Here is a 14,370-nt window from a genome sequence, read left to right on the forward strand (position 1 = left end):
CACAAGGTCGGCAGCCTCGCGCTTGAATTCAGGAGTAAAGGAGCGGCGTTGTTTGGTCATCTGACACCTCGATCTGGCGAGCATTCTCGCCTAAATGGGTGTCCGGTTTCATTAGACCACTACAATTTGTTATAGGAGATAGACTCAAAGAAACGAAACCAAGCCTGTTTCAATACGTCCATTTGGAACGATATCGGTAGCTTATCTGGTCTTATCCAGCCCATTGCAGAATACTCTAGAAACTCGTGATACATTGAGAGTTCAGCATCCCGGATGACGCGCCTATTTTTTCGGATTTGCATTTGATATGTGGAAATCATTCCCATTATGCTATCGAAGAGCTTTGAGGATATAATTGCTACATCGATATCAGAGTCATAATCAAATGTTGTGCCTTTGTGCGGGCTGAAACCTAATTTTCCCGAGCCGGTTATGTAGACCTCGTGAAAAGAGATCTCAAACTCATTTGTTATGATCTTCTTGAAGTCGTAATATTCATCTGGTCTGTCCTTGAAAACGAACGGTATGCCGTGAAGGACATGCTTTCTGCAAAAATCGAGTAGCTCATTTCGCTCTATTGCCAAGTCCAGATTCGCTTGAAAGCTTTTTAAGTTCACTTGAACGTCCATTTAATCAGAGGAGTGCTTTAGCTCTCTATGTCGCTATCTTGCTTTCTTCAGCTATGTTCTAACGTTCCTTGTGGATTCTACAGATCCGACGGCTGATCTGATTGTGCTGCTCCACCTACCTCGTAAAAGACGCTAGATGGCAAAATAGTGGCATATTTGATGGGAGAAAACGAGCGCCTCAAATCACCCAGCTGCATTTTCAATGCATATGCTCGACAAAAAATCTCACCCGTGATTGGTGTCGCTGAAGGTTGTAGAGGGTCGCTTTTGGCCGATTGCTGCTGAGCTTTAAAGCTTCAGAGCTAACTGCAACATCCTCACAGCATCCGGTCGGTCCTCATGGATCCATGTCCCATAGTGCTGGCGGATCATGTTGCCGTTGGCATGGCCCATCTGTTCGTCGATCCGGTCATTAGTGAGTTTTAAAAGCTTAGTCACGCAAGACGGTGTGGCTGTCGTGGGATTGCACAAGGGCGCTCAGCAAAGGTTGGAGCATTCGCTATTGGTCGAGGCTCTGTAAAAACGTTTCAGGACAAGATTGACGGTCGGAATCGGAACGAAAATCGCGCTCATACGCAATTTTTGCGTCTGCAGATTAACCAAACGCTGGCAGATTTTATGTAGCAGCGCAGACTTTAAAACAATGCATGTGTTTTTACACAGCCAGGGTCGGAAGCGAACTTGGCTAACGCTGGTAGACGGTAGAAAACAGGGGGGGGGGAGGACGTGAAAAATTGGGGCGGATTTATTTTTGTATAAAACATGGCGACCAATTTCGGTCCGGCCAATGGGCATCCCCGCTTTTTAGGTCGCCCACCTTCATTCATTGGATATCTTTCAGATAATCCTTGAGCGCAATGAGCGGGGCATCAAGCTGTTCCATCGTCTCAATATTGGCAAATTTAGTCGCCAGCCTCTGCAATTCCCGCCCCAACGGCTTATCCACACCACCGATCGCTTCCAGTGCCAACCCCATGCACTCATCTACCTTCAGATGAATCGCCTCAACATCCCCCCGCCGCACCAACAACCCAAACACCTCCCGCTCATAATCACTCATGATCGGATCATCCCGCAGAATCGGACTCGACCCCTCCGTCTCATAAGCCAGCTTGAGACAGAACAAAGCAACAGTTTCCAGCAGCAGTTCCATGGGATGAATCCTTGAGAATTGTCGTGCCCGCCGAAACAAGCGAGAAGATCAAAAGCATCGCCAGCAAGCCAGCTCCTACAGGTCGGCGGGGGCCAATCACTTTATCGCAGGCGAAAAAAAAGGCCTTGCAATGCAAGACCTTTCTTAATTTTGGTGCCCGAGGGAGACTCGCGCAACCTATATAATCCGTGCCCTGCAGAGTGATTATTCATTCAGGGATACAAGTAGGGATACACGCTGCTTCCTACTGGCTTCCCTTGGAAGTCATCAAGCTACGGTAAGTCTACTACTAGCGCTTGGGATAAGTAATTGTTCCGAGCAGGCCACAGACCAACCGGTGATCGGACACGTTGAAGATTGCGAGGTCTTTCTCATCCTGTTCGCCGATGAAGAAAACCCATGGCCGTTCTTTGCTATTTTTCTTTTTCGCCTCAATACCCTCTTCACGGAGCACGTCGATTTCATTGCGCACAACTGTGCGTTTTGCCTTCGACCAACCTTCCCGGCAGACCCGGATTCTGTAAGGCCGGACTAGTTTGGGAGGATCTTTGACCCACTCACCTGCGGACAGGTTGATGTAAAGAAAATCCCCCTCTTCTTCGGGTTTGCTCCAGTGAAGCTCTGCGTAGAAAATTTTAGATCGAGTGAAGGTTTCTATCCCCTCGCCACGGAGCTTTTTGAAAGCGTATTGGTACGTCGTGTCATCGATACCAGGCACTTCAAGTGACAAATCCCGATCATAAGGAAAGTCGATAAACGCTCTGCAGATCGGGCGGATGCTGTTGGCTGATCGTCGTCCCTTCGGCCTTTCTTCACCTACATCCCCTGATCGACTTTTGCTGACGCTAGTCGTCTGGGCAGCAGAGGGAGGGAGGTCGATGTCGACGACAGTCCGTTCGTTTCGGAGTTTTAAACGTGCAGGGGACAATGCCGCACTTGTCTCCAGTTCTTTGCGGACGCTTCCTGTCTTCCCTTTGGATACTGTTTTCTTTTCCCCCTCGATATCACACCCTTCAAAGTGGTCTTTTCCGCGAGCACTTCGAAAATGAGGCCGCTGCAGATTAGTTTTTTGATAAGAGGCGGGGAATACATCGAGTTCGCAGCCTCTACAGATGTAGCCGTAGGTGTCCACCTCCGGCAAAAGCCAGAGATCCTCAGCTTCAACGATTTCCATGGTTTTTCTGTCGCGCGCCGATTCCATAGCCTCTCCTTAGGTTGAGCTTTAGCGTACCACCGTGCTGGACGAGCAGAAAATGCCGGGGGCCCCTACGGAGAACCGGTAGGTACGGGGTCGGAAACCCGCGGGGCTTTGGTAGCGGAAGGTACTCCAGCTTACTGAAATTCAAACGTTGAAATTGAAAGGTTCTTGAAGAGAAGAGGGCATATTTACCGGAACGGTAACGGTGACCTCTGATCGGTCATTTCGTAGGGCAAATGCACAGGTGAACAGGCAGTTCACCGGGTTCACCTGTTCACTAAGCTGGGAGTTCTCCCGCTGACAAGATCCCGCGGGTTTCCGACCCCGTATATTCGAGATTGTTTCAGGGGCCCCCGCACGTTCTGGGTCCCTACGCTGGAGGAATTGCACTTCAAGGGGGGCGGGGAACCGCACCCACCTAAAAAGTGACGTTACGTGTGTTACGCGTGTTACGGTTCGTTGTAACTATATGTATTTAAAGGATAAATTTACAGTTACATTGGCTCTGGCGCCTCCGTTATGTCGGTGTTACTGAACCGGTAGGTGTAACGGAACGATGTGATTAGAGGCGTTTTCATCCGAAATGAATTTGTTCAATTACATGAGAGACTGTCGGGTATCAATCGCATGGTTTGCCTTGCGCATATTCGACCTTAGTCTCAAAGCGACTATCGCGTAAGACTGATGGATGCAAACCAATCCTACTGAAACAAAACCGATCTATCTCGCAGCTCCATGAGCGAATGGTATCGCTCCTTCTAAACTTATCCTGAGTAGGGTTGTGGAAAGAGCTCGGGTCAGGTTATTGTCACGAGAATGGTATTGCGCATAAAGCCATGATGCTGTGCAGGTTACATGGGTTGCACGAACAGTTGATCGTGTAAGGCGTGCATCAAATTGTTTTGATGGGGAGAGCCTGAATTGTAACAGGCCGTTGAGGCTTTATAATTATAAACGCAGGAGCGGAATATATGTCTCGTAAGCTTTTTTCTTCGAATATGGGGCGCTCGGCTCAAGTTCATCGATTAATCTCCAGCGTTAAGTCGTTGCAAAAAAGAAATTTAGTGCGCGGTTATATTTCTCAGGAATTGAGAAGTAGGTCTGAAATTGATTCCGTTCGAAAAGAAAATAACGTTAGCGATATGATGGTCATTGGTGCTCTTCTCAAAGGCACTGGTGGGCTGTTAGAAGATGATAAGAAAAAGACTAGCTCGAATCTTTTTATGTTTACGAGGTTTACAGCGCTGCACTGGCGAGACGAAATAAGATATACGTGTGGCTACGTTAACTCCATAGGGTTGGATGCTCTGCAAGCGTTAAAGTTGATGCTTCCGTTGGCCCAGGTGGAAGTTCTAGAAACTGATGCTGCTTTGGAAGTTATCTATGAGATAAGCAAGGTCTATGGTGCATCAAACTTTTTGTCTTATAAGCTAGCTTATTTGAGAAGTACTAGAAAGTTTTCTCCCCCTCAATTAGCGAGAATAAATGATATTGAGGTAGAGTTTGCGCATCGTGATAAGCCGGGGTTTCACTTTAGCGCGCTTGAAAACTTAAGTCCTAGAATCTCTTTGTTTTTGATTGCTCAAAGACGTGTAAGCGGTCTTGTCGGGAAAGTGGATGGGGATATTAGGAAGTCGTATTCGTTAAGCAATTTCATACCAACCCCGCTAGACGGCAAAGATTTATCCGGTTTCCTTTTGCGAGCTACGGAGTCGTCTCTAATTGATACGCTTCACTCGATTATGATTCTTTTAAATCTTGAAGAGATTTTCTTAGCCCAGGTATCTGAGCTCAAGAGTCGATTAGAACCTGAAGTGCTAGAAGGGATCAGAGTTGTAATAAGGCACGCATGTGAAGGCAGCGATGACCTGCTAGTGACGCAGCATTATATGCGTGATGATGAAGATGGGGCAGTAAGTACGTTGGATTTATATCGAATTTCAGCTGCTTTTCTAGAGCGCACCCATCTAACGAAATTTAGGAATGAACTAGATCGGGTGATCGGAGCTAGGCTTTTAAATGAAATTCTTGATCAAACCTTCGTTATTGGTGATGACTCGTTTATAGATAAAGATCTTTTGCTTAAGGTGGACGGTACAAACCTATCGACTACGCCTAATATAAAGCTGGATGCCTTTTATCGGACTTTTTTATTCATGAGGTTTATAACTGAGCGAATAAATTTACTAGCGCTGGAAGAAGGCGATATAAAATTCATTTTTGAAAATACGTCAGGTTTAGAAATCCTCCTAACCGAGCCAGAGATGAGGTCGGTCTATGGGATCGTACCTGAGGGAAGTCAGAATATAATTGCTGTTCTGTCTCTGGCACTATTTCGAAAAAAATCAATTGATCCAGATGTGGATTTTGAGTTTCGTACAGATTTTATTGCTTATGTTCAGTCGCTGTATGATGGATCGATAGTAAGCTTCATCGATGAACTTCTTAGCGATTCTCCACAAATAGCCTGCTATATTGTTGAGTCATTAGATGAAGTTACGCTTGAGAAAATGTATGAGATTGTAAAAAATGCGTCCCAGGCAGCAGAGATTAGACGTGACATCCTTTCACTTATTGGCAAAAAACTCAATCGAATTGAATATCTCATCGAAGCCAATGCTATTGAAACGCGGTCTAAGTTAGCAACGTTGCAAAAATATTTTGATAACAGCCGAATGTATGTTGATAGCTTGGCTATGAGTAAATGGCTCGATGGTAATCCATCGGTATCTACTGAGCAGTTTCGGACGCTGTATCCAAGTATTCAAGCTACGGTGCGTACCGTTGAATACGAAAAAGGTGAAAGTAAAGATGTATATTTCATAACGCTGAGTGATCAAAGCGAACATCTCATCTCCCAAATTGCTAAAGATGCATTTGAACAATTTTGTCTGAATACAGAGTTTGGAATTGAATCTTATCTTGGTAGGCGCATTAGGCATAATACCTTAGATGGCGTCACTACTGAGACGGTAGATGCAGTTTTCAACAAGCCTGAATACAGAATGTTAATGACTAGTCCAGGGATGAAACGAACAGTCAGTGCTTGGATGGGGCAATATAAAGCGATCGTAGAGAAGTTAAGGCGGGAACATCTTCAATTTAAATCACCTACGTCGTTATTTAATTCAAATATGAACGTAGAAGATTCTGCAACGCGGGAAAATATTAGAATATTATCTAGTAGCTTGCGCGTTGCAGGTAGCCAGCTTTTAAACGATCTTGTTATTTCTTTTTGTTGGAAGCAAATATCTCCGCAGCTCGAAAATGCGGCCAGATTTATTAAAACAGAGCTGCTGCAGGAAGCTACCAGTAGTATTGGTAAGCATTTTTCTGGCGCTTTTGGCAGTATAGAAGAACAAATAAAAATCGAACTTCATGAAGCGGTTAGTGGTGTTTTCAAAAAAGTAGCTGACTGGTTTCGGGTTCCTCAGACGGGGTTTATTTCTGCCTCGGTACGTGAGCTTTGTGAAATTATTCTCTATGACTTAAATCGGCCGAAGTCGGTGGAGTACACAGGTGATGGTTTAGAGAATAAGTACACAGGCATCAGCGTCCATAGACTATATGACTGCATCGCAGTGCTTTTGCAAAATGCGGTTATACACGGTGAAGACGGTGCTCCCGTGATTGTGAATGTTTCCGCAATTAAGGCCGATAGCAACGATATTCTAGATATCGTTTCAGTCGATATTGCTTCAACGGTGTCTCCGGGCGAATATCAGAATTCCAAGGAGCGGATTAAAAAAGCAATACGCTCGGTCGAGAATGGAAACGATATGGTGACTGAAGGATATACGGGAATAAAGAAAGTAAAATTCATTACTCAGAAAAGTGAAACAAAACATACTGTAAGGTGTGTGGAGAATGATGAGTGTAGAGAGTTAAAGTTAGGCTTTACATTGCATTCTGAAACTGTGAGTGATGATGCGGTCGCTGGGAGTGTTTAATGAATATCTTATTAGTTGAGGATGAGGTTCATAAGCGTGACGAGATCAACGGTTGCGTCAATGAAGTTTTTGGATTTTTACCAGATATAGTTGATAGCGTAAGCAGTGCTGTGTTGAAAGTTAAAGCTGTAGATTATGATCTCATTATATTGGATATTGCGCTTTCTACATTTGGGGAGAATTCTGACGATAAGAAAAAGGGCCACGACCAAGCGCAAGGTGGCGTAGAAGTGCTGCGAGCATTAAAGGCGTATCGAAAAAAAGCTAATATTTTGATTGTTACTCAGTATCCAGATTTTTTTATCGGTGGTGTAAAGGTTAAGCTGAAAAACTCAATAGATGTCATTAGGGTAAAGTATAGTCAGAATGTAATAGGTGCGGTGCTTTACACCTACAAGTCGAAGCCGACATTACAAAAAATTACATCGCTTTTGAGGTTGTGCGCATGAAAATATTGCTTATTGAAGATGATGACGCTAAGTCGCGGGCGATTAATGATCACTTATTAGAAAGGGGCGTTTCTGTAAGTGATGTAGTGCGCGCAAAAAATATGACGGATTTTGCTGCGCACTTGAACTCTCAGGAGTTTGGGTTGTTTATAATAGACTTTAAGCTTCCAAGTTTTGACAATGGCAGTGCGATAGCAAATGGTAAGGCAATCCTTGAAGCTATAGTTAAAGCAGGTAAAAATGATGCGCTGTTACTGGCTATCAGCTCTTACCCGGACGACTTTCCAGAGGTGCGCGCTGATTTTGAAGCCCAAGGTTGCATTTTGGCTGACTATAGAAATGTTCCAGGCTGGAAGTCGACTCTGAATCATTTGCTAACTCAGTTGAAAAAGAATGTGCGGATGGATTTCCTGATTTTCTGCGCACTGCATGAGGAGAGGAAACCATATGTGGTGTTGGCTGATGGAAAGCAGGTTAATAGAGGTGGTGTAAGTTGCTGGGACTTCGAGTTAGAAGGCAGAAAAGGATCTGTTGTTCTTTTGCCTCAGATGGGCTTGGTTAACGCAGCGATAGTTGCCGCTACTTGCATTGACCGGTATAGGCCAAAAATCATCGGTATGAGCGGTATATGTGGCGGTTTTAGTAAGAGGGCGGAACTAGGGCAGCTATTGATCTCAAGGATGGTTTATGAGTATCAAAGCGGTAAATGGTCCACGGATGGTTTTCAGAATGAGCCATATCAGGTATCAACTGACGCCAATTTTATTACTCAGCTACAAGAAATTCTTGACGATGAAAATTTGATTGTAGAGTTGGAACATGGGCATCGAGGTACGCGGCCTACCGATGCGTCGGAGCCGGCTCTAGCTGTATTCACTAGTGGATCAGCTGTAATCGCTGACAAAGATTATCTGATGCAGATTGAGCGATTTCATAGAAAAGTCAACGGGCTAGATATGGAGGTTTTTGCGGTGCAGCGAGCTGCAGAACTTTCTGTGAGTAAGCCCGTGTGTATATGTGCTAAAACAGTCGTGGATTTGTGCGATGATAGAAAAAATGATTCAATTCACAATTATGGTTCCTTTGTCTCTGCGAAATTTGTTTTGAAGGCCATAAAAGTTTTTTTCTCGCCAAAGCAGGCATAAAAAAGCGTCTTAGGAAAAATTAAGCTGAGAGGGGAATTGGTTTGTCTCTCGAAGTTAACGCATGGTTTTTTCAAGATACTAGAGTGGTAAAATAAAATTGAAAAAAGGCCTCTTGGAGGCCTTTTTACGATTGGTCTTTATTTGGTCAGCCAACTCTCGACTACATCAGAAGTGTACTCTGATTTCCACTCTTTCAACGTTTTGTGATTGGCGCCCTTGGTCTCTACGACTTCGCCAGTGTGCGGATTCTTGTATGTCTTTAGCGCACGCGGTTTACGAGTGCCTGGCGTAGCGGTCGAAGCTGTACCGCGCTTGGTGCTCTGCGGATCTATCAGATTTATGATGTGCTTCAGGCTGAAACCATATTGCTTTAGCAGCTCGCGAAGTTTTTTCTCAAACTCAATTTCTTTCTTCAAAGCACTGTCGCCCTTCAGCGCTTCCAGAGCTTGGAGCTGTTCGGCAAGGTGTTTTTCAAGCTGGCGATATTCGGCAAGTTTGGACATGGGTCATCCCGATGGGTGTTTTGAAGATATTTATGTGAATAGTATTACAGCTGACAAGTTTAACGTTATGACCGGCCCTTCAACTTGCTTTCCACGTAGCTCATTTCTTCCTTGATCAGATTGATGGTGAGTGCCTGGACCGTTGTGGTCTTTACGGTTTTGATGTCGACAATTTTCAGCAAAGCGGTCAAATGCTCTTTGCGCGCTTTCAAGGTGTCGCTCCAGCTCGAGCTGCTTTGGATTTGATTGATCATGGTATTCGTCCTATTGGAGTTATAAACAGCCCGCGTGCGCAGGCTGTTTCAGGTGGCTCAGTGCGTCACAGCGAGAGAATGTCTTGTACGCTGTACAGGCCGGATCGCTCCGAAAGCTCTCGACTGCCCCATGTGTCGAAGCCTTCACCTTCTTTAGGCAGCACCAACCTTCTCAGGCTGAGTTGATCGCCACCCAGCAAACGTTGGGCAGCCCACAGCTTGGCGCCCATATCCATCAGTGCCTGAGCTTTTTCGTTCCACTGCTCTTCCAATACCTTTTCGGCCAGCAACAAGGCTGTTCTCTGGATGGCAAGGTGTTCCCTTTGCGCCTCGGCAATGTGCTGGTCGACGATGGCCAGCTCCTGCTCCAGCGCGGCAATGATGAGGTGCTGGCGACGATTGTGCTCGATGGCAGTCGCAAGGTTTTTCGCAGCCTTTTGCGCGTCTGTATTGGCGTTCTTTTCGCCCTCGGTGTCGCCCCAAGCCACTGCCTGGGCGTACGCGGTGGCTGCATCGGTTTCGGCTTGCCGGGCCTTGGCCAGGTCTTCTACCGCTTGCTGCTGGATCTGCTCCAAACGGGTGCTGAGGCTCTCGCGTTTTTCGTTGAGCTCCTGCTCGTCGGCTTTCCAGTTCGACATCGATTCGGTGTAACCGGCCATCAAGGTTTCGTGATTGAGCAGTTGCTCGCGTCGAGTGATCTGTGCATCTAAGAGCCAGGCATGGTGTTTACTGGAGTCGTACGGAAGTTTCAGCGTGTTGTACTCACTGCGGATTACACGCAGACGATTCGCGTCTAATTCTTCGTCGCCCTCCAGTAAGGCTTCCAACGGTGCCATCTCGGCGTAGTGCTCTTCAGCCGCCCTCAGGTATTTATCTCGGCGGGTGGTCAGTTGGTCGATCTCATCGATCAACCGTTGCTTCTTCTCGCAGCTAGCGGTCGCGTGAGTGCTACCCGAATTCGGCGGTGCGAGCACGGTGGTCTCGCTGCAGCCCAGTTCGCTGGCCAGCAGTTCGCGTTGTTCGGTAGAGGCTTGGAATTCGTTCATCTTTCTTGTTCCTTCAAATTGGGTTTGGGTTGAATGAGCGGCTGGCGAGGCCGGGAATTAGCCGGCGCTACCTCGATCAGCAGAGATGCCCTCAGGCAGCCCGAGCCTCGCTCTCATCCGTTCCCGGAATCGTCTTTACGATGTAGCAGCGTTGCGGGCCGAGGCCGGGTAACCGGACCAGACTCGATGCCTTACCGTCGCTGGCCGGTTCCAGCACGCCACGCTGCAGCAGCTCCTTGTTCACCGCGTTGATGTTCATGCCCCGGAAGATCTCGGAGCGCCACGCCTCGGGAAGCACGTAATAGGTGTTGGTGGTGTGCATGGTGTCGCCCATGCCGTGCTCCAACGTTTTACGAAAGCCGAGGCGGTCGATGGTGCGCGGACCGTGTTCATCAATTTTTGCCGCTGCTGATTCCCAGCGAGTGAAGCGGCTTTCACCGAAGCGCTCGATGACCTGGCGCAGCCGCGCCAAGATCGCGTCCCCCTCGAAGTTACCGGCGCCGCCACGCTCGTTCATCCATGCGTTGAGGCACACGCGAGCAGCGGTGGTGGCGGTTCCGTCGGGCCAGCCGGTGATCCCCATCGCTGTGGCCAGCTCGCCCGCTGCGGCGGCGAGACCGAAGCGAGCGGCGGCACGGTGCGCTTGTCCACTGGCCGACGCCGGTAACGACTGGGCGATAAAACCTTCCAGCGTGCGGCGCAGGATGGCGGACCAACCATGACGCTGGCCGGGCTCACATAGCGCCGTCAGGAAGGCCGTGAGCGGTGTGCCGTAGTACTTTGCGACACGTGCCTTAAGCGCGTTGGACAGTGCCGCCGCATCTTCAAAACCATTGAGCGCATCAAACATGCCGAGGCCTTTGCTGGCATCGGCAGGAACGGCAAGCATGCGCACTTCCATGCCCGCTTTCAGTTCCTTGTTCGCTTCGGCCATGTGCTGGGCCAATGTTTTCTCCCCGGTGGAGAGAAAAAGCAGGCGCCACTCCTGTACCTGTCGGCCAGCTTGGCCTCGATCGTTGGCGCGTGCCTTGCCGGTGCCGTTGCCGAGCATGTAAACCGTCTCGCCGATAATGCGCGGGTCGCACATGCCGATTTCATCCAAAACCAGAAGGCCGTCGGAATGCGCGGCGGCGATGGACTCCAGCGCGTTGTCCGTGGAACGCCACGAACGCACCAGACGCGGCCCGCCGTAAATCGAAGCGGCGACCTGCAAATGTGTGGTCTTGCCGCCGGAGCTGTCGCCATACAGGTGAAAGCCGCCCGACTCATGGCCAAGCATGTGCAGCAGCGGCCCTGCGAAGGCCACGCCGACGACAAATGCCAAACGATGATTACCGATGCACAGCGCGCCAATCTGCTCCTGCCACTGCTCAAGCGTGCCCGCTTCGCTGATCGGCGGAAGTTGCGAGCCGGCCTCGTAGAAGTGCAGGTGTTCGCTGTGCGCGCCGACCTGCTGCTCGGGCAGCAGAAAGGCGCTGTCGTGCCAACCCAAGCGCGTGACCAGTCGTGCCCGTTGGGCGCTGTCGAAGCCGCCGAGATAACTCTGCAGGTCATTACGTGCATTGCGTCCTGAACGACTTCCTGCGAGGCGCAGACCCATGTCCACCAGCGGACCGAGCACGTCTTTGCCGAAGTCACCGGTCATGGTGCGCGCCGGAATGTTCCAGCGTTTCTTGGCACCGTCGGGATCGTCGAATTCAACCAACAATCCCCAGTTCTGACCTTTGTCGTCGCGAGTACGGGCGAGGATCTCCAGTGGCGAACACACCGGACGTGCCTCACCGTCGTCACCGGCATAAAACACACCTTCGGACGTGAGCCGGAAGCCGCCGGGCATTAGATCGTTTTTCGATTTTGTCGGGCGCTTGGCTGCTGGTTTCGTCTTCGCTTCCAGCTTGGCTTCAGGCTGCTCCGTTGCTGGTTTTTCCTCGACCAAGCCATACAGCTCGCCGCTGCTTTGCAGCTCGGCGAAATGGGCGGCTGTCCATTTTTTGATGAGAGCATCAGCAGCGTCATCACCGTCATCCCATTGACCACCTTTGGCGAAAGCGGCGCGGTCATTCTTCATCGTGGGCTTACGTTTGAGCACCTCCAACGCGATGACCCGAACCGAGGCAGCGCCGATTTCGCGCAGCTTCTCGGCGACGGTTTCCATGCAGCCTTTGCCGCTGTCGTCGTTGTCAGGCCACAACAGCACGTCGCGCCCTTTGAGCGGTGTCAGGTCGGCTTTGTGCCAAGAGTTGGAACCGTTCGGCCAGCAGGTGGCCACGTGGTTCAGCAGCAGTTCGGCGGCAGCGTCGGCAGCTTTCTCGCCTTCGCACAAAACTACCGGTGCGTCACTGCGCTGAGCCAGTTCATCCAGTCGAAATAGCGGACGTGGATCGGGCAGCCCCTGCCAGCGCCATTGCCTAGTTTGGCCATCGGCGCGCTGGCACCATGTGAGTGGTGCAAAGACTTTCTTCGGCTTGCCGTCCTCATCGGGAGTGAGGTCGAAGCGGTAGAGCGCCATAAGCGGCTGGCCTTGCGCATCACGGTAAACCCACACCTTGGATGGTGCGCCGTGCTGCCGATGCTTGGCCGGGCACTTGTTCATGGCCTCAGCCGGGATCGGTTGAATGGCAATCCACTCAGGTGCTTTTGTCTTTGCAGGCGCTGTCTTCGCCTGGGCGCCGCCGGGCGATACGTTGAGCAAGTCTGCCAGTTTGTTGCAGGCCTCGATGTCGGTGCCGCCGTCCAAATAGCGCACCAGATCAATCAAGTCGCCGCCCTTGTCGCCGGTGGCGAAGTCGGCCCACGTACCCTTGCTCAAATTGATCTTGAGAGAGCCGGCGCGCTTATCGCTGCGGGTTGGATTCGGAGCGGTGTATTCCTTGCCGCCGTCGACGCGCTTACCGTAGGGCAGCCAGTGCGACAGGACACGATCAATGTCTTTCAGCGCGGCGATTTTAACGTCGGCGAAGCTCGGACGTTTTGTTGTGTTGCTCTGGCGTTGGCTCATGTGTCAGCCCTCGGCAGAAACGGTGCGTCGTTGATGTCGTCGATCAGCGCTTTGGCCATCTCGCCCAAGTACAAAGCTGGCCAACTGAATCTCGCGCCGTTGTCGCTCATGGCAGCGTCAAGGTTGAGCTGGTTGGCGTGATGCTGAAGCTGCGAAACCATTTCCAATGCATCTTTGACCGGAACACCGGCATTGACTCGGAACAACTTCAGGTCGGTGGCGTTTACGCGGGAAAAAGTGGCGTGGCCAGGAGTGGTGGAAACGGTCATAGCGCACCACCTTTCTGCACTGCAGGTGTCGAGGTGGAGTCGCCGTGCAAGGTCAATGTTTTAATCAAACCAAGGGTGCCGCGCACGTCCCAAAGAACGGCAGCAATGACGTGATTAGCGAGCCGCGAAGAGTCGTTTTCGAAGTGTTCTTCAAGTAGCGTCAGCACCGAGTCGGCGCGAGCAATGGCGCAGGTGATGGCGTCAATGGGCACACCGGCTTCTGCGGTCGGATTCACACAGAGCAGATCTTCAGGCAGGGCAAAACTCAAGGCTTTGTTCATTGGGCACCGCCTGCGGTTTCGAGCGCGCGGGCTTTGGCCATGTGAGCGTTGTAACGGGAGAGGCGTGTTGCGAGGCTGGAATTGGCGTGTAAAGCGGCGAGAGCCATTGCACGATGCGCAGCGGCACGAATTTTGGACGGATTGAGGGTGTGCATGGGGTGAAGCTCCTGTATGTGAGGAGCTGCCACGGTTCGCCGTCAAACGAATTGGGGTGGCAGCTGTGCGCAGGTTGACGGACCGGGCATACAGGACCCCGGCAGACCCGAAGGTCTCCCACGCACAGCCACCATAAAGCGGGAATGCGGGCACAAAAAAAGCGCCTGCAATCGATATGGGGGCGCCTGTGCGCCTGTATGTACTCGGGCCGTCAAACCCGTTCGCTGAATTTGCAGCGACGGCCAGAGAGTAACGTCCGCTTTTCGAAAGTGCAACCGTGCGTATATCTTGCGAATTATTCGGGTACGGAATAAATTGTGCGGGCATGTAGATTTACCT

13 protein-coding genes are annotated in these 14,370 nt (G+C 50.1%); 3 read left to right on the forward strand and 10 right to left on the reverse strand.

Translation table 11 applies throughout. The features are described 5' to 3' along the window. Window positions 1-119 precede the first annotated feature (119 nt). The 3 genes from IB245_RS19620 to IB245_RS29095 all read right to left on the reverse strand — a co-directional run bounded on the left by IB245_RS19620 (window position 120) and on the right by IB245_RS29095 (window position 2,983). A complete protein-coding gene (locus IB245_RS19620; protein ID WP_192228420.1) occupies window positions 120-617 on the reverse strand; it encodes a hypothetical protein in 498 nt (165 codons plus the stop codon). Window positions 618-1,452: 835 nt separating this feature from the next. Continuing rightward, the gene (locus tag IB245_RS19625; protein WP_192228421.1) at window positions 1,453-1,782 is read right to left on the reverse strand and encodes a hypothetical protein; all 330 of its coding nucleotides are present in this window, start codon (window positions 1,780-1,782) and stop codon (window positions 1,453-1,455) included. Window positions 1,783-2,071: 289 nt separating this feature from the next. Then, complete coding sequence (locus tag IB245_RS29095) at window positions 2,072-2,983, reverse strand: hypothetical protein (protein ID WP_225609937.1); 912 nt, start codon at window positions 2,981-2,983, stop codon at window positions 2,072-2,074. Between the two features lie 968 nt (window positions 2,984-3,951). Between IB245_RS29095 and IB245_RS19635 the strand changes: the two genes are divergently transcribed. From IB245_RS19635 to IB245_RS19645, 3 genes are read left to right on the forward strand one after another with little or no spacing between them, the layout of a single operon-like run. Continuing rightward, window positions 3,952-6,930 (forward strand): hypothetical protein, encoded by a 2,979-nt coding sequence (locus IB245_RS19635; RefSeq protein ID WP_192228422.1) that lies wholly within the window; start codon window positions 3,952-3,954, stop codon window positions 6,928-6,930. Beyond that, complete coding sequence (locus tag IB245_RS19640; protein WP_192228423.1) at window positions 6,930-7,379, forward strand: response regulator; 450 nt, start codon at window positions 6,930-6,932, stop codon at window positions 7,377-7,379. Before IB245_RS19635 ends, IB245_RS19640 begins: the two co-directional genes overlap by 1 nt. Next, a complete protein-coding gene (locus IB245_RS19645) occupies window positions 7,376-8,524 on the forward strand; it encodes a nucleoside phosphorylase (protein ID WP_192228424.1) in 1,149 nt (382 codons plus the stop codon). The genes IB245_RS19640 and IB245_RS19645 overlap by 4 nt, the downstream gene beginning before the upstream one ends. A gap of 137 nt (window positions 8,525-8,661) precedes the next feature. Here the strand turns inward: IB245_RS19645 and IB245_RS19650 are convergent, their stop codons facing one another. The 7 genes from IB245_RS19650 to IB245_RS19680 form a co-directional block, all read right to left on the reverse strand. Further along, window positions 8,662-9,027 carry a histone-like nucleoid-structuring protein, MvaT/MvaU family gene (locus tag IB245_RS19650; RefSeq protein ID WP_192228425.1) on the reverse strand — a complete coding sequence of 122 codons (366 nt, stop codon included), beginning with the start codon at window positions 9,025-9,027 and terminating at the stop codon, window positions 8,662-8,664. A gap of 65 nt (window positions 9,028-9,092) precedes the next feature. Continuing rightward, a complete protein-coding gene (locus tag IB245_RS19655; RefSeq protein WP_192228426.1) occupies window positions 9,093-9,281 on the reverse strand; it encodes a hypothetical protein in 189 nt (62 codons plus the stop codon). Between the two features lie 65 nt (window positions 9,282-9,346). Next, window positions 9,347-10,189 carry a chromosome segregation protein SMC gene (locus tag IB245_RS19660; protein WP_192228534.1) on the reverse strand — a complete coding sequence of 281 codons (843 nt, stop codon included), beginning with the start codon at window positions 10,187-10,189 and terminating at the stop codon, window positions 9,347-9,349. 229 nt (window positions 10,190-10,418) lie between these two features. Further along, window positions 10,419-13,325: a DUF927 domain-containing protein gene (locus IB245_RS19665; protein ID WP_192228427.1), complete on the reverse strand. Its 2,907-nt coding sequence runs from the start codon at window positions 13,323-13,325 to the stop codon at window positions 10,419-10,421. Beyond that, the gene (locus IB245_RS19670) at window positions 13,322-13,594 is read right to left on the reverse strand and encodes a DUF3077 domain-containing protein (RefSeq protein WP_192228428.1); all 273 of its coding nucleotides are present in this window, start codon (window positions 13,592-13,594) and stop codon (window positions 13,322-13,324) included. The genes IB245_RS19665 and IB245_RS19670 overlap by 4 nt, the downstream gene beginning before the upstream one ends. Continuing rightward, window positions 13,591-13,875, reverse strand: a complete 285-nt coding sequence (locus IB245_RS19675) for a hypothetical protein (RefSeq protein ID WP_192228429.1) — start codon at window positions 13,873-13,875, stop codon at window positions 13,591-13,593. Before IB245_RS19675 ends, IB245_RS19670 begins: the two co-directional genes overlap by 4 nt. Continuing rightward, window positions 13,872-14,030: a hypothetical protein gene (locus IB245_RS19680; RefSeq protein WP_192228430.1), complete on the reverse strand. Its 159-nt coding sequence runs from the start codon at window positions 14,028-14,030 to the stop codon at window positions 13,872-13,874. Before IB245_RS19680 ends, IB245_RS19675 begins: the two co-directional genes overlap by 4 nt. Between the last annotated feature and the right edge of the window lie 340 nt (window positions 14,031-14,370).

It is taken from the genome of Pseudomonas sp. PDM02 (assembly GCF_014852285.1).
GTDB lineage: Bacteria > Pseudomonadota > Gammaproteobacteria > Pseudomonadales > Pseudomonadaceae > Aquipseudomonas > Aquipseudomonas migulae.

Coding starts and splice junctions, on each gene's coding strand:
- IB245_RS19670 (WP_192228428.1), bottom strand. CDS start 13,594: ATGACCGTTTCCACCACTCCTGGCCACGCCACTTTTTCCCGCGTAAAC.
- IB245_RS19650 (WP_192228425.1), bottom strand. CDS start 9,027: ATGTCCAAACTTGCCGAATATCGCCAGCTTGAAAAACACCTTGCCGAA.
- IB245_RS19625 (WP_192228421.1), bottom strand. CDS start 1,782: ATGGAACTGCTGCTGGAAACTGTTGCTTTGTTCTGTCTCAAGCTGGCT.
- IB245_RS19645 (WP_192228424.1), top strand. CDS start 7,376: ATGAAAATATTGCTTATTGAAGATGATGACGCTAAGTCGCGGGCGATT.
- IB245_RS19635 (WP_192228422.1), top strand. CDS start 3,952: ATGTCTCGTAAGCTTTTTTCTTCGAATATGGGGCGCTCGGCTCAAGTT.
- IB245_RS19655 (WP_192228426.1), bottom strand. CDS start 9,281: ATGATCAATCAAATCCAAAGCAGCTCGAGCTGGAGCGACACCTTGAAA.
- IB245_RS19640 (WP_192228423.1), top strand. CDS start 6,930: ATGAATATCTTATTAGTTGAGGATGAGGTTCATAAGCGTGACGAGATC.
- IB245_RS19675 (WP_192228429.1), bottom strand. CDS start 13,875: ATGAACAAAGCCTTGAGTTTTGCCCTGCCTGAAGATCTGCTCTGTGTG.
- IB245_RS29095 (WP_225609937.1), bottom strand. CDS start 2,983: ATGGAATCGGCGCGCGACAGAAAAACCATGGAAATCGTTGAAGCTGAG.
- IB245_RS19680 (WP_192228430.1), bottom strand. CDS start 14,030: ATGCACACCCTCAATCCGTCCAAAATTCGTGCCGCTGCGCATCGTGCA.
- IB245_RS19665 (WP_192228427.1), bottom strand. CDS start 13,325: ATGAGCCAACGCCAGAGCAACACAACAAAACGTCCGAGCTTCGCCGAC.